Origin of the sequence: Pseudidiomarina indica (assembly GCF_900104245.1) — a bacterium.
GTDB lineage: Bacteria > Pseudomonadota > Gammaproteobacteria > Enterobacterales > Alteromonadaceae > Pseudidiomarina > Pseudidiomarina indica.
The window spans coordinates 83608-106661 of the sequence record NZ_FMXN01000006.1 but is presented as its reverse complement, the minus strand read 5'-3'; the positions used below and the strand labels follow the sequence as shown (position 1 = coordinate 106661).

Annotated in this window: 19 protein-coding genes; 7 read left to right on the top strand and 12 right to left on the bottom strand. The window is 50.1% G+C overall.

Annotation, left to right across the window (positions count from 1 at the left end; all coding sequences use genetic code 11):
* Positions 1-83 precede the first annotated feature (83 nt).
* Entirely contained in the window at positions 84-2534 is a 2451-nt protein-coding gene (gene plsB, locus BLP64_RS06615; protein WP_092592946.1) for a glycerol-3-phosphate 1-O-acyltransferase PlsB, read from the top strand.
* 8 nt (positions 2535-2542) lie between these two features.
* Here plsB and ubiA read toward each other — a convergent pair whose 3' ends face one another.
* Genes ubiA through BLP64_RS06585 form a run of 6 tightly spaced genes read right to left on the bottom strand, consistent with a single transcriptional unit; the run spans position 2543 to position 7439 of the window.
* The gene (gene ubiA / locus BLP64_RS06610) at positions 2543-3406 is read right to left on the bottom strand and encodes a 4-hydroxybenzoate octaprenyltransferase (protein ID WP_092592944.1); all 864 of its coding nucleotides are present in this window, start codon (positions 3404-3406) and stop codon (positions 2543-2545) included.
* Positions 3407-3417: 11 nt separating this feature from the next.
* Positions 3418-3999, bottom strand: a complete 582-nt coding sequence (locus BLP64_RS06605) for a chorismate--pyruvate lyase family protein (protein ID WP_176754937.1) — start codon at positions 3997-3999, stop codon at positions 3418-3420.
* Between the two features lie 5 nt (positions 4000-4004).
* On the bottom strand, positions 4005-4847 hold the full coding sequence (gene glpG, locus BLP64_RS06600; protein WP_092592940.1) for a rhomboid family intramembrane serine protease GlpG: 843 nt from the start codon (positions 4845-4847) through the stop codon (positions 4005-4007).
* Positions 4848-5171, bottom strand: a complete 324-nt coding sequence (glpE, locus tag BLP64_RS06595; protein WP_092592938.1) for a thiosulfate sulfurtransferase GlpE — start codon at positions 5169-5171, stop codon at positions 4848-4850.
* A 16-nt stretch (positions 5172-5187) separates the two neighbouring features.
* Entirely contained in the window at positions 5188-6213 is a 1026-nt protein-coding gene (tdh, locus tag BLP64_RS06590; protein WP_092592936.1) for an L-threonine 3-dehydrogenase, read from the bottom strand.
* Between the two features lie 32 nt (positions 6214-6245).
* On the bottom strand, positions 6246-7439 hold the full coding sequence (locus BLP64_RS06585; protein WP_092592934.1) for a glycine C-acetyltransferase: 1194 nt from the start codon (positions 7437-7439) through the stop codon (positions 6246-6248).
* Between the two features lie 125 nt (positions 7440-7564).
* Here BLP64_RS06585 and coaD point away from each other — a divergent pair, with 125 nt between their 5' ends.
* Positions 7565-8053: a pantetheine-phosphate adenylyltransferase gene (gene coaD / locus BLP64_RS06580; protein ID WP_092592932.1), complete on the top strand. Its 489-nt coding sequence runs from the start codon at positions 7565-7567 to the stop codon at positions 8051-8053.
* 153 nt (positions 8054-8206) lie between these two features.
* Positions 8207-9808 carry a phosphoenolpyruvate carboxykinase (ATP) gene (pckA, locus tag BLP64_RS06575; RefSeq protein WP_092592930.1) on the top strand — a complete coding sequence of 534 codons (1602 nt, stop codon included), beginning with the start codon at positions 8207-8209 and terminating at the stop codon, positions 9806-9808.
* 53 nt (positions 9809-9861) lie between these two features.
* Here pckA and BLP64_RS06570 read toward each other — a convergent pair whose 3' ends face one another.
* The gene (locus BLP64_RS06570) at positions 9862-10584 is read right to left on the bottom strand and encodes a GGDEF domain-containing protein (RefSeq protein ID WP_092592928.1); all 723 of its coding nucleotides are present in this window, start codon (positions 10582-10584) and stop codon (positions 9862-9864) included.
* An 11-nt stretch (positions 10585-10595) separates the two neighbouring features.
* On the bottom strand, positions 10596-12608 hold the full coding sequence (locus BLP64_RS06565) for an alpha/beta hydrolase family protein (RefSeq protein ID WP_092592926.1): 2013 nt from the start codon (positions 12606-12608) through the stop codon (positions 10596-10598).
* 126 nt (positions 12609-12734) lie between these two features.
* On the opposite strand from BLP64_RS06565, the gene BLP64_RS06560 reads away from it, so the two are divergent.
* On the top strand, positions 12735-14513 hold the full coding sequence (locus tag BLP64_RS06560) for an SLC13 family permease (protein WP_092593025.1): 1779 nt from the start codon (positions 12735-12737) through the stop codon (positions 14511-14513).
* Here BLP64_RS06560 and fabR read toward each other — a convergent pair.
* The gene (gene fabR / locus BLP64_RS06555; RefSeq protein WP_092592924.1) at positions 14482-15102 is read right to left on the bottom strand and encodes an HTH-type transcriptional repressor FabR; all 621 of its coding nucleotides are present in this window, start codon (positions 15100-15102) and stop codon (positions 14482-14484) included. The genes BLP64_RS06560 and fabR overlap by 32 nt on opposite strands.
* Positions 15103-15282: 180 nt before the next feature.
* Between fabR and BLP64_RS06550 the strand changes: the two genes are divergently transcribed.
* Positions 15283-16449, top strand: a complete 1167-nt coding sequence (locus tag BLP64_RS06550; protein WP_092592922.1) for an acyl-CoA desaturase — start codon at positions 15283-15285, stop codon at positions 16447-16449.
* A 24-nt stretch (positions 16450-16473) separates the two neighbouring features.
* Here BLP64_RS06550 and BLP64_RS06545 read toward each other — a convergent pair whose 3' ends face one another.
* Positions 16474-18804 (bottom strand): Tex family protein, encoded by a 2331-nt coding sequence (locus tag BLP64_RS06545; protein WP_092592920.1) that lies wholly within the window; start codon positions 18802-18804, stop codon positions 16474-16476.
* 45 nt (positions 18805-18849) lie between these two features.
* Positions 18850-19341, bottom strand: a complete 492-nt coding sequence (greB, locus tag BLP64_RS06540) for a transcription elongation factor GreB (protein WP_092592918.1) — start codon at positions 19339-19341, stop codon at positions 18850-18852.
* Positions 19342-19512: 171 nt separating this feature from the next.
* Between greB and ompR the strand changes: the two genes are divergently transcribed.
* Both ompR and envZ read left to right on the top strand, forming a co-directional pair.
* The gene (gene ompR / locus BLP64_RS06535; RefSeq protein ID WP_143001074.1) at positions 19513-20244 is read left to right on the top strand and encodes an osmolarity response regulator transcription factor OmpR; all 732 of its coding nucleotides are present in this window, start codon (positions 19513-19515) and stop codon (positions 20242-20244) included.
* An 11-nt stretch (positions 20245-20255) separates the two neighbouring features.
* Positions 20256-21590 carry a two-component system sensor histidine kinase EnvZ gene (gene envZ / locus BLP64_RS06530; RefSeq protein ID WP_092592914.1) on the top strand — a complete coding sequence of 445 codons (1335 nt, stop codon included), beginning with the start codon at positions 20256-20258 and terminating at the stop codon, positions 21588-21590.
* Here the strand turns inward: envZ and sthA are convergent.
* Entirely contained in the window at positions 21581-22990 is a 1410-nt protein-coding gene (sthA, locus tag BLP64_RS06525) for a Si-specific NAD(P)(+) transhydrogenase (RefSeq protein WP_092592912.1), read from the bottom strand. The two genes, envZ and sthA, sit on opposite strands and share 10 nt — an antisense overlap.
* Positions 22991-23054 lie beyond the last annotated feature (64 nt).

Below are 23054 nucleotides of genomic sequence, written 5' to 3'. Positions count from 1 at the left end.
ATTTTCTTTGCAGAAATTTTCCATCAGACAAATTTTGTGAACGATGGTATCCTTTTGTCATCTATTTGGTTTGAGGATATTGCATGAGTCTGAAAGGCTTTTGGCGGGCGCTGATGTACTGGCCGGTGCGCTGGTTAACGCGCTTTGAATTTATTTTAGATGAGTCTGCTCAGCAGCTTGCCGGCTGCAATCATGTGGTTTATGTCTTGCGTTCAACGTCGATCACCGATCAGCTGGTGGCCGAACGCGCCATCCGTCAAGCTGGGTTACCCGAGCTCAACAGCGAATTGTGGATTAATGGCCAACAGTATGCGCGCGTCATGTACTTGGACCAAACCGCTCAAAATTCTGCCGCGCAAGCATTGGTCGACTTTGAGCGATTGATTGCGGCGCATCAGGCCGATCCTCAATTGAATGTACAAGTGATACCCATTGGCATGTTTTGGGGGCGTAAACCTGGGCAAGAAGCGCGAGAAGGCCGCACTATGGTTGCCGATATTGACAACCCAGGGCGGTGGCGTAAGTTTTGGCTGGTGATGTTCTCTGGTCGCCATGTGTTTTTACGGGCGAGTACCCCGGTGCAATTGGCGGTTATGGCAGAACAGCGGGGCAGCACGCAACGTCTTGCCCATAAACTAGCGCGGGTGGCGCGCGTGCATTTTGTGCGGTTGCGGCATGCGGTCGCAGGCCCCAAAATGACCGTACGTGCGGTGGTGATTCAAGATTTGCTTGATACGCCAGCGTTGCAACAAGCCATTGCCGATGAAGCTCGTAGTAAAAAGATCAGTCAGGCACAAGCCCGCAAAATTGCCGAAAAGTATCTGCACGAAATTGCGGCCAATTACAGTGATACCCTGGTGCGGTTGCTCGACCGCTTTATGACGTGGTGCTGGAGCCGAATCTATAACGGTATCCATATAGAAGGCAGTGAACGCGTGCGTGAACTGGCCGAAGCAGGCCATGAAATTGTCTACGTGCCGTGCCATCGTTCTCACATGGACTATTTGCTGCTGAGTTATGTGATCTATAAAGAAGGGCTTGTCCCCCCGCATATTGCCGCAGGCGTGAACCTTAACTTTTTCCCAGCGGGGCCCTTGTTCCGCCGCGGTGGTGCATTTTTTATTCGACGAAGCTTCCGGGGCAACAAATTGTATTCCACGGTATTTCGCGAGTATTTGAATCGCTTATTCCAAAAAGGCTACCCGGTTGAGTACTTTACCGAAGGGGGACGGAGCCGAACCGGGCGTTTACTGCCACCTAAAACCGGCATGATTGCGATGACGGTGCAAGGGATGCTGCGTGGTCAAAATCGTCCGATGTCATTGGTGCCTGTGTATCTGGGATACGAGCACGTGATGGAAGTGGGCACCTACCTGAAGGAATTAAAAGGCAAGTCGAAGGACAAAGAGTCCGTTTGGCAGGTACTTAGCAGCTTGCGCCATTTACGTAATTTTGGTCATGGTTATGTATGTTTTGGAAAACCCATCAATTTGGGAGAGACGCTGGAGCAATTACAGCCTGATTGGCGTGACTCCATTACGACTGGTGCCGAAGAGCCCGAGCGACCCAAGTGGCTCACGCCGACGGTGAACCTGCTAGCCAATCAGATCATGTACCATATTAACGACGCTGCGGCCCTGAATAGTGTGAATTTATGTGCGTTGGCAATCTTAAGTTCCGAGCAGCATGCGTTATCGCGTGAGAAGTTAGTGAACCAATTGAATCTCTACACGCAGTTGTTGCGTGAAGTTCCCTATAGCCGCCAAGCTTATGTCCCCGAGATGGACGGCGATGCCTTGTGGGAGTTGGCGAAAAAACATGACAAGTTTATTGTCGAAAATGATGGGATTGGGGAGTTGATCCGGCTCGATGGTACAACTGCCATTGCCATGACCTATTATCGCAATAATATTATTCATATGATGATTGTTCCCGCACTGCTTGCCGCCTTTGCGCTAGGGCATAAGCGTTTTCATGCAGACCAAGCGGAACAACTGTTAACCCAGTTACACCCACTATTGCAGCAGGAGTTGTTTATCAGTCATCGGGCTGAAGACATGGGCTTGTGGGTGCGCGCCTTGTTGGAGCAGTTTGTCCAGCTCGGGTTAATCCAGCATGTCGGCGACGCTCAGTATCGAGTGGCACAGCGCGATTCGCAGGCGTATGCCCAGTTGGTGCTATTGGCCCGCAGTTCAAGTGAAACGGCGCAACGCTACGCCATTGTGTTGGAGCTGCTGCAGCAAGCACAGCCGATTTCACGCAATGATCTTGAGCAGTACGCGGTGCAATTGGCGGAACGGCTCAGTGCGATTCATGGCATCAGTGCCCCTGAATTCTTCGATAAAAAAGTATTGAGCACTTTGGTGGCGACGTTAAAGGCTGAAGGCTATTTCAACCTGACCGATTCGGGCGATATTCTTGCTGATCATCGTGTCGGAGAGCTGAGTGACGAGGTGGACTTATTACTTGAACCTGCAGTGATGCAAACGATTCGACAGTCTGTCCAACAGCTCGTCACCAACGAGTTGATTTAATTGTCAGCTTAGAACCAATAATGCACCGCAACAGCGAGGGCTAATACCCAGCCCACGTTGTTGTTGTGCAGAAATGCTTGGAAACAACGCTGTGGTTCACGATACCAAATCAGGTGATGTTGCCACATAAACAAGCCAATAATGATCACTAAACCCGCCCAGTAAGGCCAGCTGAACTGCAGGTGATACCCCAACACTGCCAATAATGACAAACTCATTCCCTGCAAGAGCGCAATTGCCAACTTATCGTATTGGCCGAATAGCACCGCCGTTGATTTGACCCCAATTTTTAGATCATCCGGACGGTCCGCCATGGCGTATTCCGTATCATAAGCGATGGTCCAAATTACGTTGGCCGCAAATAGCAGCCATGCTGCCAAGGGCACCCCTTGGTCGAGGGCGGTGAAGGCCATCAAAATTCCAAAACTATAGGCAATGCCGAGTACCACTTGAGGTAATTGAGTAAAACGCTTGCAGAAAGGGTACAGGGTGGCGGTAGCGACGGCACCCACACTTAATAAAATGGTTTGCGTATTCAGCTGCAGGACAATCAGCAGGGCAATCACCAGCAGCACGCCAAATAGTAGCAAGGCTTGCCATGGTCTCATTTCACCGGTGGCCAATGGGCGGAGTTGGGTGCGACTCACATGGCCATCAAACTTCCGGTCGGCGAAATCGTTAATCACACAGCCGGCGGAACGCATGACGAACACGCCCAGCATAAATAACACCACCACCCGCAGTGGGGGATTGCCCTGCCCAGCAATCAGTAACGCGACTAAAGTCGGCCAGCCTAACAACAGGCTTCCAATGGGCCGATCAGCACGCATCAAGCGCCAACTGGCGTCGAACCAATGAGCCAATTTAAGCATGACAACGTCTCCTATTCATTCATGAACTGGGCTGGAATTGAGCCACCAATAAAAACTTCCGCGACCAACACTTTTTGTCCAGCGGCAGTAAAACAACTACGTCTGCCCCAAAGCGTTTGAGGTTCGAAGCCTAACTGTTGATGTAAGTGCCCTAATGCAGAATCGGGTGCAAATTGTGCCACTTCCATCTCACTACGGGTTAGGTCAGGTTGGGCAAACAGATGGGCACCGAGGGGCGAATCACCCAGTTGGCCAAGTTGGAGAACAGGCTCATTCAATGCCTGTTGGGGAAATACACTGCGAGCAAATACCCAAGGTTTTCCATCACAACAAAGCAGCACTTCGCGAATGGCTGCAGCCTCGCTGGCCCCAAGCCAACGTGCTTCATCGGGCCGAATCGTCCCCGGTTGCTGCCCAATAACATGCACCTTAAAGTGCTGGCAGTGCTGCTTCAATTTAGCGGTGAGGGAATCGGGGTCAAGTAACCAGCGTTGCAGTTCAGGGTGCGAAGGCAGGCAGTGCGGCGTCGCCAACTGCCAATCAGCTCGCTGACTGGCGTCGATGACCGGAAATTGTAACTCGGGTAAGGTCACAGCGACTATTCCTGTCGTTGCTGGGGAAGATGAGTTAAGCCACGGATAGTCCCACCGACGAGTAGTCCAGACAGTAACCCAACGGTGTGTGCGGTATTAGCAATGTTGACCCACAGTAAGTCGGTATACCCCAACACGAGCCAGACCAGCATAAAGATGATGAGCCCATTCGGCAAAAATAACGGGTGGCGTGGGTTCTTCCAGCCGACGATAGTCGCAATACCAAAGAGGCCATAGACCACGCCAGATAAGCCGCCAAAGTAAGGACCACTTTCAAGAAATTGAGCCGTGTTAGAGGCAATGGCACAAACGCAGAATGCCAGCACCAACCAGCCGGTACCGTAGTAACGCTCGAAGCGCCCCCCCAAGTACCACCACCAGAACACGTTAAAGACAATGTGGAGCACACTAAAGTGCAGCATAGCGGGAGTGATAAAACGCCATGGCTCAGACCAAGGTAAGGCTTCAAAATCGTTGGGATTAAAGAGTAAGGCACTAAGAATGGGTTCGATAAACGAGGTGTACATTCCAATAAACACCAGCACTACCACTGCAGCATAGGCTCGGGTAAACCAGCCTGCCTGAGAACGCATTTGTTGCAAAAAGCTGGGCGGAGTGGGCGGCTCTTCGTTCAGCTGAGATGCGGCCAAACTTGCTTGCGCTAATTGCGGGTTTTCATTGAAGGCCTGAATGAGTGCTTTGGCATGTGCGTGGTAACTGGACATGGTGAGCCAAAGCTCGAGGTTTTGTCCTTGCTCTGCCACCGTTACTGGAACGCCGTGGTGCTGCAAATAGGCATACAACTGCGCCATTTTCTCAGCATCACGGGTGGTCAGCAAACGTTTCATTTAATGATGCTCCACCGCCTCAGGAAATTGCTGCGCCCACGCAGTGATACCGCCGTCGAGGCTGCTCACTGAGTCAATACCTTGATGGGCAAGGTATTGCGCCGCCCCTTGGCTACTATTGCCGTGGTAACAGACGACGACAACCGGGGTGTCGTCGTCCAGCTCAGCTAAAAACTGGGGTAAGTTGGCGTCGGTTAAACGTAATGACCCAGGAATATGAACTGCGGCGAATGAGCGCTCGTCTCGAATATCAACAAAAAGAGCTTGTTGTTGCTGCCATAATTGATATCCCTCTGCGGGACTAATCCGTTTAAAGTCTGCCATGGCTTATCCTAATGAGTTAGCTCCAATCCAAAATGACTTTGCCAGATTGGCCTGAAGTCATGATCTCAAACCCTTTTTGGAACTCATCAACAGGTAAGTTGTGAGTCAAGATAGGGGATAAGTCGAGCCCTGATTGCAATAAGCTCGCCATTTTGTACCAGGTCTCAAACATTTCACGGCCATAAATTCCTTTAATGGTCAGTCCTTTGAAAATGACTTGGTTCCAGTCAATGGCAACGCTTTGCGGAGGAATCCCTAGCATGGCAATTTTGCCACCGTGATTCATTGTTTCCAACATTTGTCCGAAGGCGGACGGCACGCCGGACATTTCAAGGCCCACATCGAAGCCTTCTTTCATGCCCAATTCGTTCATGACGTCCGTGAGCTTCTCTTTGCTCACATCAACGGCTCGGGTAGCTCCCATGCGCGTTGCGAGCTCAAGGCGATACTCGTTCACATCGGTGATGACCACGTGGCGGGCGCCGACATGGCGGGCTACCGCTGCGGCCATAATCCCAATGGGACCTGCGCCGGTAATGAGCACATCTTCACCGACCAGATCAAAGGCCAACGCTGTATGGACGGCATTACCGAATGGGTCGAAAATGGCGGCCAAGTCGTCGCTGATATCATCCGGCAATTTGAACGCGTTATCAGCTGGAATGACCAGGTATTCAGCAAACGCGCCGGGACGGTTCACACCCACACCAATGGTGTTACGGCATAAGTGACGACGTCCTGCACGGCAGTTACGGCAGTGACCACAGGTGATATGACCTTCACCTGAAACACGGTCTCCTTTGTTGAATCCGCGCACGCCTTCGCCCATTGCTTCGACGACACCCACATATTCATGGCCTACGACCATGGGCACAGGAATGGTCTTTTGCGACCACTCGTCCCATTTGTAGATGTGCACATCGGTTCCACAAATCGCTGTTTTCTTAATGCGGATGAGCAAATCGTTGTACCCATACTCTGGGACTTCAACGTCGGTCATCCAAATGCCAGGTTCTGCGTGTAACTTTGCCAGAGCTTTCATTAGTTGTTCCTTCTTCGTGCGCGTGCCGACGATTAAATAATACCGAGATCTTTACCAATTCGTGTGAAGGCGTCAATGGCACGATCTAATTGTTCTTTCGAATGCGCCGCTGACATTTGGGTACGGATACGCGCTTGGCCTCGTGGTACAACAGGGAAAGAAAAACCAACCACATAAATGCCTTCTTTTAACATCCGATCAGCCATTTCTGCTGCCAGGCGGGCATCACCAATCATCACAGGAATGATGGCATGGTCGGCACCACTGAGGGTAAACCCAGCGGCAGTCATTTGCTCACGGAAATAAGCGGAGTTATCCCAAAGCTTTTGACGTAAATCGTGACCATTCTCTAACATTTCGAGCACTCGAATCGATGCTGCGACAATCGAGGGGGCCACGGAGTTTGAGAATAAGTAAGGACGTGAACGCTGACGGAGCCACTCAATGACTTCTTTTTTCCCTGACGTATAACCACCTGAGGCACCGCCTAGGGCTTTGCCAAGGGTTCCCGTGATAATGTCAACCCGACCCATTACGTCACAGTATTCGTGAGTACCACGCCCTTCTTTGCCTAAGAAACCGGTCGCGTGACAGTCATCCATCATCACTAAAGCACCGTATTGGTCCGCCAAGTCGCAAATGGTGCGCAGGTCTGCAATAACGCCGTCCATAGAGAACACCCCATCGGTGGCGATAAGAATATTGCGGGCACCATCGGCTTTCGCTTGTTTCAATTGAGCTTCTAAATCAGCCATGTCGTTATTCTTGTAACGATAGCGTTTGGCTTTGCTTAAGCGAATGCCATCAATAATGGAGGCGTGGTTCAGCTCATCACTGATAATGGCATCTTCGGCGCCCATGATGGTTTCAAACAAGCCACCGTTAGCGTCAAAACATGAGGAGTACAAAATGGTGTCTTCGGTGCCTAAAAATGCACTGAGCTTGGCTTCAAGTGTTTTGTGAATGTCTTGCGTGCCGCAGATGAAACGAACTGACGCGGTGCCGAACCCGTGCTCATCCAATCCTTTCTTCGCTGCTTCGATGAGCTTAGGGCTATTGGCAAGTCCTAAATAGTTGTTCGCACAAAAGTTGAGTACCAACTCACCGTCACCCACCGTGATTTCGGCGTCTTGGTCACTCAGAATAACTCGCTCTTGTTTGTATAAGCCTTCGTTTTTGAGCTCTTCGAGTTGGGTGCTAAGCTGTTGATAAAAATTTTGCTTCATGAAATTCTCCGTGCTTTTGGTCCGACGGGTACCTACAATAAGGAGCATTGCAGGTAATAGGATGCTGATAGTTTACCCGATTACTAGGGGACTGCGCATCCTCATTCTTTCGTTGGAGAATTTTCATGCATAAACGTGCCATTTATCCTGGAACTTTTGACCCAATTACCAATGGGCACGCCGACCTGATTGAGCGCGCTGCGAATTTATTTAGCGAGGTGATTGTAGGGGTTGCGAACAGTCCGAGCAAAAAACCGATGTTTAGTCTGGCAGAACGGGTCGAACTGGTCCGACAAGTGACCGAGGATTTGCCAAATGTGACCGTGGTGGGTTTCAGTGGATTACTCGTTGATTTTGCGAAAGAGAAAGAAGCGACCGTATTAATTCGTGGATTACGAGCCGTGTCCGATTTTGAATACGAGTTCCAATTGGCCAATATGAATCGCAGGTTGTATGCCGAGTTGGAAAGCGTTTTCCTGACCCCCTCTGAGGAGAATTCGTTTATTTCTTCATCGCTGGTGAAAGAGGTTGCCATTCACCATGGGGATGTCCGCCAATTTACCGATTTACGGGTGGCTCTGGCTCTTGAAGAAAAGATTCGCCAACGTAGTTGAATCATTTTTGCAAGGGCATGAACAAAATAGAAGGCCGAATCCGGCCTTAATTTTGTTGTAAAGACTACCATTTTTGAGCATTTCAGGTTAGAATCGCACCCCACATTTACTTTTCCAATTTTTGCTCTAATTTGACCCGCAGGAGTCCGCCCCATGACTGATCTGGATTTACGCCAGTACGGCATTACAGACGTCACCGAAATTGTCCATAATCCTTCTTATGAATTGTTGTTTGAAGAAGAAACGCGTCCAGGCCTTGAAGGCTTTGAGAAAGGGGTTGTTACTGACCTCGGCGCAGTTGCTGTCGATACGGGAATTTTTACCGGTCGTTCGCCGAAGGACAAATACATTGTGCGTGACGATGTAACCCGCGATACATTCTGGTGGGCAGATCAGGGCAAAAACGACAACAAGCCAATTACTCCTGAAGTATGGGCTGATTTGAAAGAGATTGTTGCCCAGCAATTATCAGGCAAGCGTTTATTTGTGGTTGACACCTTCTGTGGTGCCAACGAAGATACCCGCTTAGCGGTGCGCTTTATTACGGAAGTGGCGTGGCAAGCCCACTTCGTGAAGAACATGTTCATTCGTCCAACCGAAGCTGAACTCGCCACGTTCAAACCTGACTTTGTGGTTATGAATGGTGCGAAAACCACGAACCATAAGTGGCAAGAGCATGGCTTGAACTCCGAAAACTTCGTGGCGTTCAACTTAACTGAGCGGATTCAGTTAATTGGCGGTACTTGGTACGGTGGTGAAATGAAGAAAGGCATGTTCTCCATCATGAATTACTACTTACCGTTGAAAGGCATTGCATCCATGCATTGCTCTGCCAACGTAGGTGAAGATGGCGACGTGGCAATTTTCTTCGGCTTATCAGGCACCGGTAAAACCACCTTATCAACCGATCCGAAGCGCCAATTAATTGGTGATGATGAACACGGTTGGGATGATGACGGTGTGTTCAACTTCGAAGGTGGCTGCTATGCGAAGACCATCAACTTGTCAGCCGAAGCTGAGCCAGATATCTATAACGCCATTCGTCGTGATGCATTGTTAGAAAACGTGACGGTACGTGATGATGGCAGTGTTGATTTCGCGGATGGTTCAAAAACTGAAAACACCCGTGTTTCTTACCCAATTTATCACATCGATAATATTGTGAAGCCGGTTTCTAAAGCAGGCCACGCGAAAAAAGTTATTTTCTTAACGGCGGACGCTTTTGGTGTGTTACCTCCGGTTTCTAAGTTGACCAAAGCCCAAACCGAATATTATTTCTTGTCAGGCTTCACCGCGAAGCTAGCTGGTACAGAGCGTGGTATCACTGAACCAACGCCAACTTTCTCAAGCTGTTTTGGTGCGGCCTTCTTAAGCCTGCACCCAACTCAATATGCAGAAGTATTAGCGAAGCGGATGGAAGCATCGGGTGCAGAAGCCTACTTGGTGAACACCGGCTGGAATGGCACTGGCAAGCGTATTTCAATCAAAGCAACGCGCGCTATCATTGATGCAATTTTAGATGGCAGCATTGAGAATGCTGAATTTGTTCAGTTGCCGTACTTTGATCTGGCGATGCCAACGGCCTTACCAGGAGTGGAAGAACAGCATATTCTTGACCCACGCAATACTTACAGCGAAGTGTCTCAGTGGGATGAGAAAGCGCGTCACTTGGCGAAATTGTTTGTTGAGAACTTTGAGAAGTTTACCGACAACGATGAAGGGAAAGCCTTGGTTGCAGCAGGTCCTAAGCTATAATTGATTGAGCAAAAAGCGACCACAGCGTATCACGTTGTGGTCGCTTTTTTGTTTTAGTCACCCACGCGAGTGCAGTTACGACCGCTGTGTTTGGCTTGTGCGACACCATCAGTCGCACGTTGAATTAAACTCACCACAGTGTCATCTTCCGTCGCCATGGCACAGCCAATGCTAACCGTTAAATACAGTTTATCTTCCGTAAACCGTTGTTGAGCCACGGCTAAGCGTAGTTTTTCCGCGAAGGCGACCGTGTGATCATCGTTCGTAGGGGTCGTGAGAATGAGAAACTCATCGCCGCCCCAACGCCCAATGATGTCCTGCCCACGAACTTGCCCTTTCAGCGTGTCGGCGAGTTCCTTTAAGACCACATCCCCCACCAAATGACCAAATTCCATGTTGATGGTATTCAGTTGGTCTGAGTTTAACAGCAATACAGCGAAGGGAGTTTGTTGTACCTGCGCTTGGTAGAGTGAAAACTCCAGTTGCTGGTAGAGATGGGAACGATTAACTAATTGCGTTAGTTCGTCGGTGTTGCGTGCTGTGGCGAGTTCACGTTCCAGCGTTTTACTGTGTTGGTCACGCTGATTGAGCTGGTGCATCACTTCACGGCGTGCCAGCCAAGCAGTCGCAACCAAGAGCAGATAACCAATCAGCCCCGCACCATGCAGCCATTTCACCATAGCCGACTCTGTTGCCGAGAAGATCAACAAGGCGGTGCTGAGGTGATACACCAACAGCACCGTGATGATGGTTTTCAGTAAGCGTCTGTAGCTCACTTTAATGGCCCTTACTTGATTCGCTCTAAATGAGGCAATTCATGGGGAGGCGCTTCGGTATTCCCTTCAATTAAGAAGTGATCCATCCAACGCATCAAGCGCATCGCATAATCAAGTTGTGCAGCCGCACGGCGGTTACCGTGCCCCTCATTCGGGTACAACACCAAGCGCACTGGAACGTTCCCCTGGGTTTTCAGGTACCGATAGAGTTCCATGGACTGACTTGGATGAACCCGCGTGTCTTCCTTGCCGTGCAAGATCAGGATTGGGGTTTTGGCTTTTTCAGCATGATAGATCGGGCTGCGTTCTAAGTACCATTGCCATTTATCCCACGGGTAGCTGCGGGCGTGGACTGCATGCATTTCTTTTGGAATATCGGTGGTACCGAACTTCGAAATATTATTGCTAATTCCAACGAACATCACACTGGCCGCAAAATGCTCAGTCAGCGCCGTTGCAGCCCATGCGGAAGCGAAACCGCCGTAAGAGCCGCCCGTAATACCAACTTTGCTGGCATCCACTAGGCCTAATTCCACCAAATGGTCTTTACCATCGACCAAATCGTCGAACTCTTTTCCAGCATAGTCATTTTGTCCTAGCTTCGAGAACTCAACACCTCGGCCGGTACTGCCACGATAGTTCGGGAAGAATACCATATAGCCTTGCTGGGCAGCGTATTTGGTCGGGTTTCCGTACCGATCTAGCCAGCCGTCGCTGTAATGAGATTCCGGGCCACCGTGTACGACCATGAGCAATGGATAACGCTGATCGGCTTGATAGTTGGTGGGGTACACTAAGATACCTTCAATTTCGACGCCATCGCGAGCTTTATAGCGGATCGTTTCTTGCCGTGGCATGTCGATGTCGGCCAGCCAAGGGTTCGAATCAGTTAACCGCTCAATACGCTGACCTTGTAAACGGAACAATTCCGTTGGGTGCTCAGCGCTATGGGCACGGATCAAAATAGGTTCTTGATACGGAGCAACTGCTAAATCAACCGCAATTAACTTACCAGGTTCCATCAGCGTGCGTGATTCAAGCCACTGCATGGTCAGTGCTTGTACTTCAGTTTTGGTGCCTCGGTGACCTAACCAAATGAGTTCATCGTTTTGGCGCCAGGCGATATCACGGACATGACCTTGATAGTTGGGCAGCACTTCACGGCGGGTATTATTGCTTTGCGTATCGTATACGTACAACCGACCAGCCGATGGGTCGTTATAATCCGCTGAACCAATCACGGCGAGATACCGGCCATCCGGTGAAAACTCGGCTTGCCCTAGGCCCCCTTCAGAGTCAAATTTGCTGACGGTGCTACCGTTAAAGTCAATCAACTCGTAGTGACTGGTCATGTAGTTGTCGTCAATCAACGGTGTGGGCGCAACGCGCACTAACACTTGTTCGTGCCCGGGGCGAAACGCGACGGAATGAATTTCGCGCTCATTGGTTAATTGAGTCGCCTGCGGTGATTCTTGGTGTAAATCTACCAGCCAAGCGTGGGTGAAGACATTTTCTTCTTCATAGACTTCGGCTTTAAACCCTTTTTTGGCGAGTTTGGCTTTACTATCATCGGTTTTACTCCGCGCACGGAATACCAGGTAACGTCCATCTTGGCTCAGCGCGTAACTGCTGATGGCTGAGTCATGGCCGAATACCAATTGTGCTTCACCCCCGGTGGTCGGAATGTGATACAGACTGGTGTGCTTGGCGTCACCACGGCGCGCTAAAAAGTAGACCGCTTGGTGGTGAAGTTGAATGCTGCTCAGGCTTTCTTTGCTGGTAATAAAGGGAACCGTCTCGCCATTGGCGGTGATGGCGTAAAGCTCGACATAAGCGGTGCCATCATCATCAATATAAGGTTGACGTGGAACCACTTTGGTAAAGGCAGCGACCTTGCCATCAGCTGCAATGACTGCGCTGTTGATGGATTGGACCGTGATGGTTTCTTCCAAAGTGATGTGCCGCGCATGGGCCGAAACGGCAACCATGGTGGCAATCAGTGCAAAACTAAGGCGGCGTAACATACGAGTACTCCTGCGAACTGTTGCGTCATTGTTATTCGTTTTATTCATTGCATCTTAGCAGTAAAATTATTGACTTCCCACGAAATATCGCCAATCTGTAGTTATCATTTGACCAGTGAAATGACCATGATTGACCAACTATTGATTGGTGCTGTTATTCTCGGCGCCTTGATTCTATTCGTTTGGGGACGTTGGCGCTATGATCTCGTAGCAATGTTTGCGCTTCTTGTCGCTGCCGTGCTTGGACTGATTCCGGCGAATGAAGTATTTAGCGGGTTTGGCAATGCCGCCGTTATCACCGTGGCAGCGGTTCTTATTATTAGTCATGCACTCTGGCATTCGGGTACGGTCGATGCACTGGCCATGTTGCTCCAACGGGCGGACCGAGGCCTTGCAACACAGATGATCCTGTTAACTGGAATCACCGCGGTTTGCTCGGCGTTTGTCAGCAATACCGGCACCATGGCTATCATGATTCCTATTGCCCTTCATTTAACCCGCAACGGTCGTAGCCATGCTTCCACCGTGCTGATGCCAATGGCATTTGGTTCATTGCTGGGTGGAACCATCAGTCTCATTGGAACACCAACGAACATTCTCATCGCCGAAATTCGACATGATGTTATCGGCGAAGCATATCGTATGTTTGATTTTGCCCCCGTGGGGTTGAGCATCACGGTTATCGGGTTGGTGTTTATGTGGCTCACCAGTCGCTGGCTGGTCCCGATTTCAGGCCAGCAACGTCAGCAGCAGGCAGCGTACGGAATGGGCGAATATTTAACTGAGCTGTGGGTGCCGCAGGGGAGCTCAAGCATTGATACTACGCTGTACGAGTTTGAAAATAAGCTCCCCGATCGGTTTGTGGTGCTAGCGATTAAGCGAGGCAAAGAGTTGATCACGCCCCCGCGTCCTTACCAGCGAATCAAAGCGGAAGATATTTTGATCGTTAAGAGTACCACTGAAACCTTGCAGCGCTTGCTGGATATCACTCAATTGGAATTAAATGCCGAAGAGGCGCTGGCGGAGCGCTTTTTGATTTCTGACGAAATTCATGTCGTGGAAGGAGTAGTCGGGCCCAACTCGCGGCTGATTGGGCGTTCTGCTGCCGACTTGCGGTTACGCCATCGCTTTGGTGTGAATGTGCTGGGGGTGGCGCGTGAAGGCCAAGGGCTTCAGTCCACCTTGGCCAATATTCGTTTTAAGCCTGGCGATGTGCTGTTATTGCATGGAGATGCTGAAATTTTGGCTGATTTATTCCGGCGCTTTGGTTGTTACCCTCTTGCTCGCCGAAGCTTACGCCTTGGCGCGTCGAAACGCATGCTGACCCCGCTACTATTCTTTTTCGTCGCAATAGTTACCAGTGCCTTGGGTTGGGTGAGTGTTCCTGTGGCGTTCACAGCGGCTGCTGGTGCGATGGTGGTGACGAATATTATTCCACTGCGTGAGCTCTACGAAAATATTGATTGGCCGATTGTGGTGTTACTAGCGGCAACCTTACCGTTAGGAAGCGCATTGGAGCGAACCGGTGCCGCGCAGACGTTGGCACAGGGGGTGTTATGGTTGGGGCAGGGGGCGCCTCTGGCCGTTGCCTTAGCGTTATTATTACTCCTAACCATCGCTCTTTCTAACGTAGTCAATAATGCTGCGACAGCCGTGTTAATGGCACCCATCGCGCTAAATATGGCCGCGGGGCTTGGAGTGTCTGCAGACCCCTTTTTGATGACTGTCGCCTTGGGTGCTGCCTTGCCGTTTATTCTGCCTATTGGTCATCAAGCAAATATTCTCGTGATGGGGCCTGGAGGTTATAAATTCTCCGATTATTGGCGGTTAGGGTTTCCTTTAACCTTATTGGTTGTGGTGACCGCGGTTCCTCTTATTTTGTGGTTTTGGCCCCCAACCGGGTAGCTTCGGCACCGCGTGCAACAATGCGTAACTGATAGATGGTTTGCTCGGTCAGTCGATGCCGCTCTTTGGGATCAGCGTCAAGGGCATCGGCTCCGGCACTAAAGACGATACGAACAATGGCATCCGCCTGCATTTCGGCCAGTTCGCGCTCAAACCCTTGCTCTTCAATCAAGTAGTCCACCAACTCAGCAGTAAAATGTTCCACTTCACGGGCAATCGCTAAGCGGAATTCTTTTGAGTTCCCGGATTTTTCTTGCAGCAACAGACGAAAAATAGCCGTATTATTTTGGACGAACTGCATAAAGGTGGTCACGGATGCTCGAATAATGGAACCGCCCTTGGCAATTTGCTGGCGTGACTGTCGCAATAATTGTCGAAGCGTTAGTCCGCCTTCATCCACGAGGGTAAGGCCCAGCTCTTCCATATTCCGAAAATGGCGATAAAACGAGGTAGGTGCAATTCCTGCTTCGCGGGCAACTTCGCGCAGGCTCAGGCTGGCGTAGCCATGTTCAGCGGTGAGCTGGTTCATGGCTGCCTGAATCAGCGCCCGTCGAGTTTTTTCTTTTTGTGCAGCACGAATACCCGCCATTGGGTCGATTTCTCCTTAAGGTCATTTATTCCGTCGATTATGTCAGTGAACGTTGAAACTCGCAATTCACCGTATTTTACATAAATTTTCTTGCGCGGCGGCGATGGGGCAGGTAAATTGAGCGTACATGTGTTCACTGAACGCATTTTTTTCGTTTATATGAGTTAAGTTGGTCTATTTATGTCGTCAAATCCTTCTTCAAATGCCACTGAAAAACCGCCTATTATTTGGGTGAATGTCAGTTTGTTTACAATCACCTTTTTGATTACGGTGATTGGCGTTCCTTGGTACGCATTAACGCACGGTTTTTCGAGTGCTTTAGTGATTGGTCTGATTGGTACCTTAGTATTTGCGGGCTTGTCTATCACCGCAGGGTATCATCGCTTATGGGCGCACCGAGCTTACGATGCCCATTGGTCGTTACGAATTTTATTTGCGTTAGGCGGTGCCTTAGCACTGCAAAATAGTGCCCTGCATTGGGCCTCGGATCATCGTGAGCATCACAAGCACGTTGACGATAATGATAAAGACCCGTACTCCGCCAAACGCGGATTTTGGTATTCGCATATCGGTTGGATGTTACGAGAGTATCAAGCATCGCGGTATCATGACTATGATAACGTGAAAGACCTCCAAAAAGATTCCATCGTGATGTGGCAGCATCGCCATTATTTGGTGCTGACTGTGTTAACCACCATTGGTTGGCCGATTGCGTTAGGTCTGATGGTTGGGGATGTGTGGGGCTCCTTGATTTTAGTGGGTGTTGCCCGTTTGGTGCTTAACCACCACACCACGTTTTTCATTAACTCCTTGGCTCATATTTGGGGCAAGCAAACCTATACCGACCGCAATACGGCGCGAGACAATGGCTTCTTGGCGTTGTTGACTTTCGGTGAGGGGTATCATAATTACCACCATATTTTCTCTGCTGATTATCGGAACGGGATCCGCTGGTGGCATTTTGACCCAACCAAATGGCTTATTCGCCTCGGTTCATGGTTCGGGTTAACGTCCAATTTGAAGCGCACCAATGGTTATCAAATTGAAAAAGCCCGGCTAGAAATGCAATTCAAAAAGGCCAAAGAGAAAGCTCAGATTTCTTGTGAAACGACCTTGGCGACCCTGCATGATGAATTTGATATGGTGGTGGCAAAGTTGCGTGATTACTATCAAGTGCGTAAACAGCTGCTTGATTTAAAACGGCAAGCCATGAAACAAAACATGCACCTGCCAAGCATGGCGGAGCTGAAGCAAAAGGCACTCACGCTACGTACTGCTTTTGAGCAGCAGCAGCGTGAATTTGCCCAGCGGTTGCAGCTTGCGCTACGTGGGCCACAAGCAAACTAAATGACAATAGCGGGGCTTGCCCCGCTATTTTTTTGCCTTAGCGAAGGCTTCAGCAAAGGCCGAACCCATGGCTGATGACGCTGAGCTGTGCGATGCGTGCGCATGGCTACGACGCGGTTGCTTGGCTTTTGCCGCGGTCGGTTTGGTTGACTCAGTTTTAGCGGCTGGCGCTGTGGGAGTTACCTCATCGTGTAAACGCATGGTCAGGCTAATACGTTTCCGTGGCACATCGACTTCAAGCACTTTCACTTTCACGATGTCACCGGCTTTCACGACCTCACGCGGGTCACTGACGAATTTGTCTGACAACGCCGAAACGTGGACCAACCCATCTTGATGCACCCCAATATCGACAAAGGCACCAAACGCAGCAACGTTACTGACCACACCTTCTAACGTCATTCCTGGTTTTAAATCTTTCAGGTCATCGACGCCTTCTTTGAAGGTCGCTGTTTTAAACTCAGGGCGAGGGTCACGGCCTGGCTTGTCAAGTTCGCGCAAAATATCTTGCACCGTTGGTAGACCGAAGGTGTCGTCGGTGTAATCGCGCGCATTGAGTTGTCGCAAGAACGCTGTATCACCAATCAGGTCGCCAACTTGGCGTTGGTTGCTGGCCGCGATACGCTCCACCACTGGATAAGCCTCAGGGTGAACCGCTGAAGCATCCAACGGGTTATCCCCGTTCATGATGCGTAAAAAGCCGGCGGACTGTTCAAATGACTTGGGTCCCATTCGTGGCACTTTCAGCAATTGCTGACGTGTTGCAAAACGGCCGTGTTGATCGCGGTAGGCGACAATGTTTTGCGCCAAGGTACGGGTGAGGCCGGCCACACGGGCCAGTAAAGCCACGGATGCCGTATTAATATCGACGCCAACAGCGTTCACACAGTCTTCGACCACCGCATCCAAACTTTGCGCCAGTTGGGCTTGGCTAACATCATGCTGATATTGGCCCACTCCAATGGACTTTGGCTCAATTTTAACCAGCTCGGCGAGCGGATCTTGTAGGCGCCGAGCGATGGAAACAGCGCCACGCAGTGATACATCCATATCAGGGAACTCTTGCGCGGCCAATTCTGAAGCGGAATAAACGGAGGCACCCGCTTCATTGACAATCACCTTACTGGCAGCGATGTCTGGATTTGCTTTGAGCATTTCACCGACCAGTTTATCGGTTTCTCGTGAATAGGTGCCGTTGCCAATAGAAATCAGCTCTACCTGATATTGTCGACACAGGCTGGCTAAGGTGCGTAGTGACTTTTCCACCTGATTTTGCGGCTGAAAAGGGAATAAGGTATTGGTATCGAGCACCTTGCCAGTGCCATCTACAATCGCGACTTTGATACCGGTGCGAACCCCAGGATCCAGACCCATGGTGACTTTGTCGCCAGCTGGGGCGGCCATCAAGAGGTCTTTTAAGTTATTGGCAAAAATCTTAATGGCATCGGCTTCAGCCCGCTCGCGCACTTGACCAAATAGCTCGGTTTCCATGTGCAACAACACTTTGACTCGCCAGGTCCATTGCACGGTCTGCTGTAACCAGTCATCGGCAGCACGGCCTTGGTGTTGCCATTGAATGTGTGCCGCAATGAGCGCTTCCCCGTAGCTACGAGCTTTGGGGTCGTCTTGTTGAGGGTCGGGATTCAGCTTTAACTGCAAGATGCCTTCGTTGCGCCCTCGGAATAGTGCTAATGCACGATGTGAAGGAATTTTTTTAATGGCTTCACTGAACTCAAAATAGTCCCGATACTTAGCCCCTTCGGTTTCCTTGTCTGGCGCTACTTTACTGCTTATCTCAGCATTTTCTAGCAGATACTCACGGACCTTTTTAAGCAATTGCGCATCTTCAGCAAAGCGTTCCATCAGGATAAACCGAGCGCCCTCGAGCACGGCTTTCACGTCGGCAAATCCTGCGTCAGCGTTCACGTAAGCCACTGCTTCGCTATCGGGGTTTAAACCCGGTTGCTCCAGTAAGGCATTCGCTAAAGGCTCGATGCCTGCTTCAATGGCAATTTGACCTTTGGTACGCCGCTTGGGTTTATAAGGCAGATAGAGATCTTCAAGTTCGGTTTTCGATGAGGTGCCAAGAATGGCTTGTTCCAACTCGTCGGTCAGCTTCCCTTGCTCACGAATACTGGCCAAGATCACGGCACGGCGATCTTCCAAGTCACGCAAATAGGTTAAGCGTTGTGCTAACGAACGTAGCTGAGAATCATCCAAGCCACCGGTTATTTCTTTACGGTAACGAGCAATAAATGGCACCGTGGCGCCGTCATCAAGTAGCGCGATTGCAGCTTGTACTTGCTGCGAACCTACGGCTAACTCGTTCGCGATTTGCTGAGTAATCGAGCTCATAGTTTCTCTCGTAGTAGCGATTAAAATAACGCCCAGTATACCAGTTTAACTGGTACTGGCACGGGTAAGACGGTATTCAATGGCGATGATATACCACGTTTTTGCACCGTTTGGCGTGTGGACGGTAAATTCGTCATCCAGCTGTTTACCAAGTGCTGCACGTGCCATGGGGGCATCAATGGAAATGACGTCATCGCGTTGATAAATTTCGTCGGGGCCAGCAATGGTAAAACTCAGGGTGTTGCCGTCATTGTCTTCTACCGCAACGGTCGCCCCGAAAAACACTTTGCCTTCTTGTTGAGGCGAATAATCCACGATTTTCAGTTGTTCTAAGCGTTTTTGTAAAAAACGAATCCGCCGATCAATTTGCCGAAGCTTTTGCTTATTGTATTTGTAATCAGCGTTCTCGCTGCGATCACCTAAGCTTGCCGCCCAGGCAACTTTTTCAGTGGTTTCTCGTCGTTCAACACGCCACAAATGATTGAGTTCTTGTTGCAGCAGCTCATAACCTGAGCGGCTGATCAAATTAGTTCTCATTTTGTGTACCAGACCTCAATACAATCCCCTAACATGGGCAGTGAGTTTACGTTGCTGGTGAAACAAATCAATGACAACGGTGGGTAATTTTCTTGTAATCTTTGCTTACAAGGCTTTATTTGCAAAAGCGAAGGCATTGCATATAGTTCTCACAGTGCGAAAAAAGGGACCATGATGAATCAAGAAACATTTAAAATTTTAGTGGTTGATGATGATGCTCGACTCCGTGGGCTACTTGAGCGCTATTTGTCAGAGCAAGGATTCCAAGTACGTTCGGTGGGTGACAGTGAGCAAATGGATCGCTTATTAGAGCGCGAGAACTTTCATTTGATCGTGCTTGATTTAATGTTGCCAGGAGAAGACGGGTTAACCATTTGCCGCCGCCTGAGACAGCAGAATAATGAAATTCCTATTGTGATGTTAACCGCAAAAGGAGACGAAGTAGATCGCATTATCGGGTTAGAGCTGGGGGCTGATGATTATCTCGCAAAACCCTTTAACCCGCGCGAGTTATTAGCACGAATTCGAGCCGTGTTACGGCGTCGAGGAACCCATATTCCGGGAGCACCGAGTGCGGCTGATGAAGAAATTTGTTTCGGAGAGTTTCGCCTGAATTTAGGCACCCGGGAAATGTTTCGTAATGGGGAGCCGATTCCATTAACGAGTGGTGAGTTCGCGGTATTGAAGGCACTGGTAACGCATCCGCGGCAACCCATGTCACGGGATAAGCTAATGAATCAGGCGCGAGGCCGCGACTACAGTGCGCTCGAACGCAGTATTGACGTACAAGTATCACGGTTGCGCCGTATGCTAGAAGCCGACCCTGCGAATCCACGATACATTCAGACCGTTTGGGGGCTTGGTTACGTGTTTGTCCCCGACGAAAAGTCTGAGTCCAAATAGCGGCTCTCAGAATGCGGCTCTTTCCTCGCTCAGCGTTTGCCCGCACCATGGCGTTGATCGCCGTGCTGCTGTTAGTGAACCAAGTGGTGTCTTACATCATGATTGGGTTGTATGTGGTGAAACCAAGCATGCAGCAAATTAGCAGTGTGGTGGCACGTCAAGTGGAAGGGATTCTAGCGCTGGACCAATGGCTGGTAGAGGAAGATATTCCATTAGAGCAGCGCCAACGCTTGGTGGAGAGCTATACCGAGGCAACCGGGGTGGAAGGGATCGCAGAGAGTCAAGCGGCGCACTTTGGCTTGCATGAGGCAACCACCTATAACTTCTTATCCGCCCAGCTAAGTGAATTACTGCAAGCACGTACGGAAGTTCGAATTTCCCAAGGGAGTCACTATCGGGTGTGGCTACGCACCGAAAACTTACCCGGGTATTGGTTGGTATTTAACTTGGATAGTTTCGATGAAGCGCGGTTTTCCCCTTTATTGTTCTATCTGATTATTATTGGCAGCTTGAGTGTGATTGGTGGCATGATTTTTACCAATTGGCAAAATCGGCCGTTGAAAGCGTTAGAAGCCGCTGCCCAGCAAATAGGTCAAGGCGATTATCCTGCGCCTTTAAGTGAACGCGGTTCGAGTGAAATTATTGCGGTGACGCAAGCGTTTAACCAGATGGTGCAAGGGGTTAAACAACTTGAACAAGACCGAGCATTACTCATGGCGGGGATTAGTCATGATTTGCGAACCCCTCTGACGCGGATCCGTTTGGCAACAGAAATGATGCCCGAAAGTGAGGATTACTTGGCCGAAGGGATCATTGGTGACATTGATGATATGAATGCCATTATTGATCAGTTTATTGACTATGTGCGAATCGATACGGATGCGGACCACGAGCAGAACAACCTCAACTATATTGTTGAAGATGTGGTCGCTCATGTGCCCGATTCGTGGCATACGAAAATAGAAGTGCAGTACCAGCCCGTGCCAAATATTGGGGTGCGTGAAGTATCCATCAAACGTGTCTTGTTGAACTTGCTGGAGAACGCCGAACGCTATGGGCGAGAGCGGGTGTTGGTCGAAACAGGCCATGATGAGGAGCGGGATGCCGTGTGGCTAAAAGTGAGTGACGATGGCCCCGGCATTCCCGCGAATCAGGTAGAGTACTTACTGCAACCTTTCACGCAAGGTGACAAGGCCCGTTCAACGAAAGGCTCAGGGTTAGGGTTAACCATTGTCAAACGTTTGGTGGAGCGGCATCAAGGCCGTGTGCTATTTGGCATTAGCCCCCGTCTAGGGGGCTTAATGGTGCGGGTTGAATTGCCGGTGCAGCGCCGCACTCACCAATAATGAATGCGATTCAGCCCATTCAGTGCAGCAACACGATAGGCTTCAGCCATGGTCGGATAGTTGAAGGTGGTGGTGACAAAGTACTTAATGGTATTGCCCCCGTTCTTCTGCTCCATGATTGCTTGCCCAATGTGAATAATCTCTGCCGCCCGCTCACCAAAGCAATGGATTCCAAGCACTTCAAGGGTTTCTCGGTGAAAGAGAAGTTTTAAACTACCGACCGTCGTGTTGGAAATTTGCGCCCGTGCCAGGTGTTGGAATTGAGCCCGGCCGACTTCATAAGGAATTTTCTGAGCAGTTAACTCTTCCTCTGTTTTACCCACTGAGCTAATTTCTGGAATGGTGTAAATACCGGTCGGAATATCACTAATCAGCCGTTCTTCACACTCACCATCAATCATCGCGCTGGCGCAGATACGGCCTTGGTCATAGGCTGCGCTGGCTAAGGATGGGTAGCCAATAATGTCACCCACGGCATAGATGGTATCAACCGCGGTTTGATAGTTTTTATTGACCTCCAATTGGCCGCGATGATTAGGTTGTAGCCCAACATTCGCTAACTCCAGCTCTTCGACGTTGCCAGAGCGGCCGTTGGCGTACAATAGGCAATCGGCATCAATCCGTTTCCCCGAATGGGTGAACAGCGTCACGCCGTCGTCATGCCCGATGATGCGCTCATATTCTTCATGGTGACGGATCACGACCCCACTGTTGCGCAGATGGTAACTCAAGGCGTCGGAGATTTCGGCATCCAGAAAACTTAACAGCCGATCTCGGGTGTTAATCAGGTCAACTTTGACTCCTAAGCCGCGGAATATGCTGGCATATTCACAGCCAATGACGCCGGCCCCGTAAATGATGATACTTTTAGGCTCATGCACTAAGTCTAAGACCGTATCAGAGTCATAAATACGGGGATGATTGAAATCGACATCCGCTGGCCGATAGGGGCGAGAACCCGTGGCAATGAGAATTTGTTTGCAATGGATGGATTCGACGGTTTGATCCGGAAGGGTCACCGTCACCCGGTTTTTATCTGCGATGGCAGCGGTGCCATAGACGATGGCCACGCCGTTTCGATCATAAAAGCTGGTCCGTAGACGGACTTGTTTGCGGATCACCCCTTGGGCATGTTTTAAGATTTCCGCAAAGGTTAAGCGTCGCTGAATGCGTTCTGCCGCAAATAGAGGGTTTGCATTGTATTCAATGAGTCGACTCACGGAATGGCGCAGCGCTTTCGAAGGAATGGTCCCCCAGTGTGTGCAGCCGCCTCCAATGGAGTCGTGTTTTTCAACCATGACAACCTTGCGCCCACTTTTGGCTAATTGCATGGCTGCGCCTTCACCCCCTGGGCCACTGCCAATAACGACGACATCACATTGGCGATCGCTGATGCTCATTCAGAACTCCTCATGGTTGTACCTACGACTTCTTTCCCGTTATAGTAACGAAAAGCCAGTGTAC

Bases quoted from the DNA above. Each gene is read 5' to 3' on its own strand.
- plsB (WP_092592946.1), top strand. From the start codon at position 84: ATGAGTCTGAAAGGCTTTTGGCGGGCGCTGATGTACTGGCCGGTGCGC.
- ubiA (WP_092592944.1), bottom strand. From the start codon at position 3,406: ATGCTTAAATTGGCTCATTGGTTCGACGCCAGTTGGCGCTTGATGCGT.
- glpG (WP_092592940.1), bottom strand. From the start codon at position 4,847: ATGAAACGTTTGCTGACCACCCGTGATGCTGAGAAAATGGCGCAGTTG.
- glpE (WP_092592938.1), bottom strand. From the start codon at position 5,171: ATGGCAGACTTTAAACGGATTAGTCCCGCAGAGGGATATCAATTATGG.
- tdh (WP_092592936.1), bottom strand. From the start codon at position 6,213: ATGAAAGCTCTGGCAAAGTTACACGCAGAACCTGGCATTTGGATGACC.
- BLP64_RS06585 (WP_092592934.1), bottom strand. From the start codon at position 7,439: ATGAAGCAAAATTTTTATCAACAGCTTAGCACCCAACTCGAAGAGCTC.
- coaD (WP_092592932.1), top strand. From the start codon at position 7,565: ATGCATAAACGTGCCATTTATCCTGGAACTTTTGACCCAATTACCAAT.
- pckA (WP_092592930.1), top strand. From the start codon at position 8,207: ATGACTGATCTGGATTTACGCCAGTACGGCATTACAGACGTCACCGAA.
- BLP64_RS06565 (WP_092592926.1), bottom strand. From the start codon at position 12,608: ATGTTACGCCGCCTTAGTTTTGCACTGATTGCCACCATGGTTGCCGTT.
- BLP64_RS06560 (WP_092593025.1), top strand. From the start codon at position 12,735: ATGATTGACCAACTATTGATTGGTGCTGTTATTCTCGGCGCCTTGATT.
- fabR (WP_092592924.1), bottom strand. From the start codon at position 15,102: ATGGCGGGTATTCGTGCTGCACAAAAAGAAAAAACTCGACGGGCGCTG.
- BLP64_RS06550 (WP_092592922.1), top strand. From the start codon at position 15,283: ATGTCGTCAAATCCTTCTTCAAATGCCACTGAAAAACCGCCTATTATT.
- BLP64_RS06545 (WP_092592920.1), bottom strand. From the start codon at position 18,804: ATGAGCTCGATTACTCAGCAAATCGCGAACGAGTTAGCCGTAGGTTCG.
- greB (WP_092592918.1), bottom strand. From the start codon at position 19,341: ATGAGAACTAATTTGATCAGCCGCTCAGGTTATGAGCTGCTGCAACAA.
- ompR (WP_143001074.1), top strand. From the start codon at position 19,513: ATGATGAATCAAGAAACATTTAAAATTTTAGTGGTTGATGATGATGCT.
- envZ (WP_092592914.1), top strand. From the start codon at position 20,256: ATGCGGCTCTTTCCTCGCTCAGCGTTTGCCCGCACCATGGCGTTGATC.
- sthA (WP_092592912.1), bottom strand. From the start codon at position 22,990: ATGAGCATCAGCGATCGCCAATGTGATGTCGTCGTTATTGGCAGTGGC.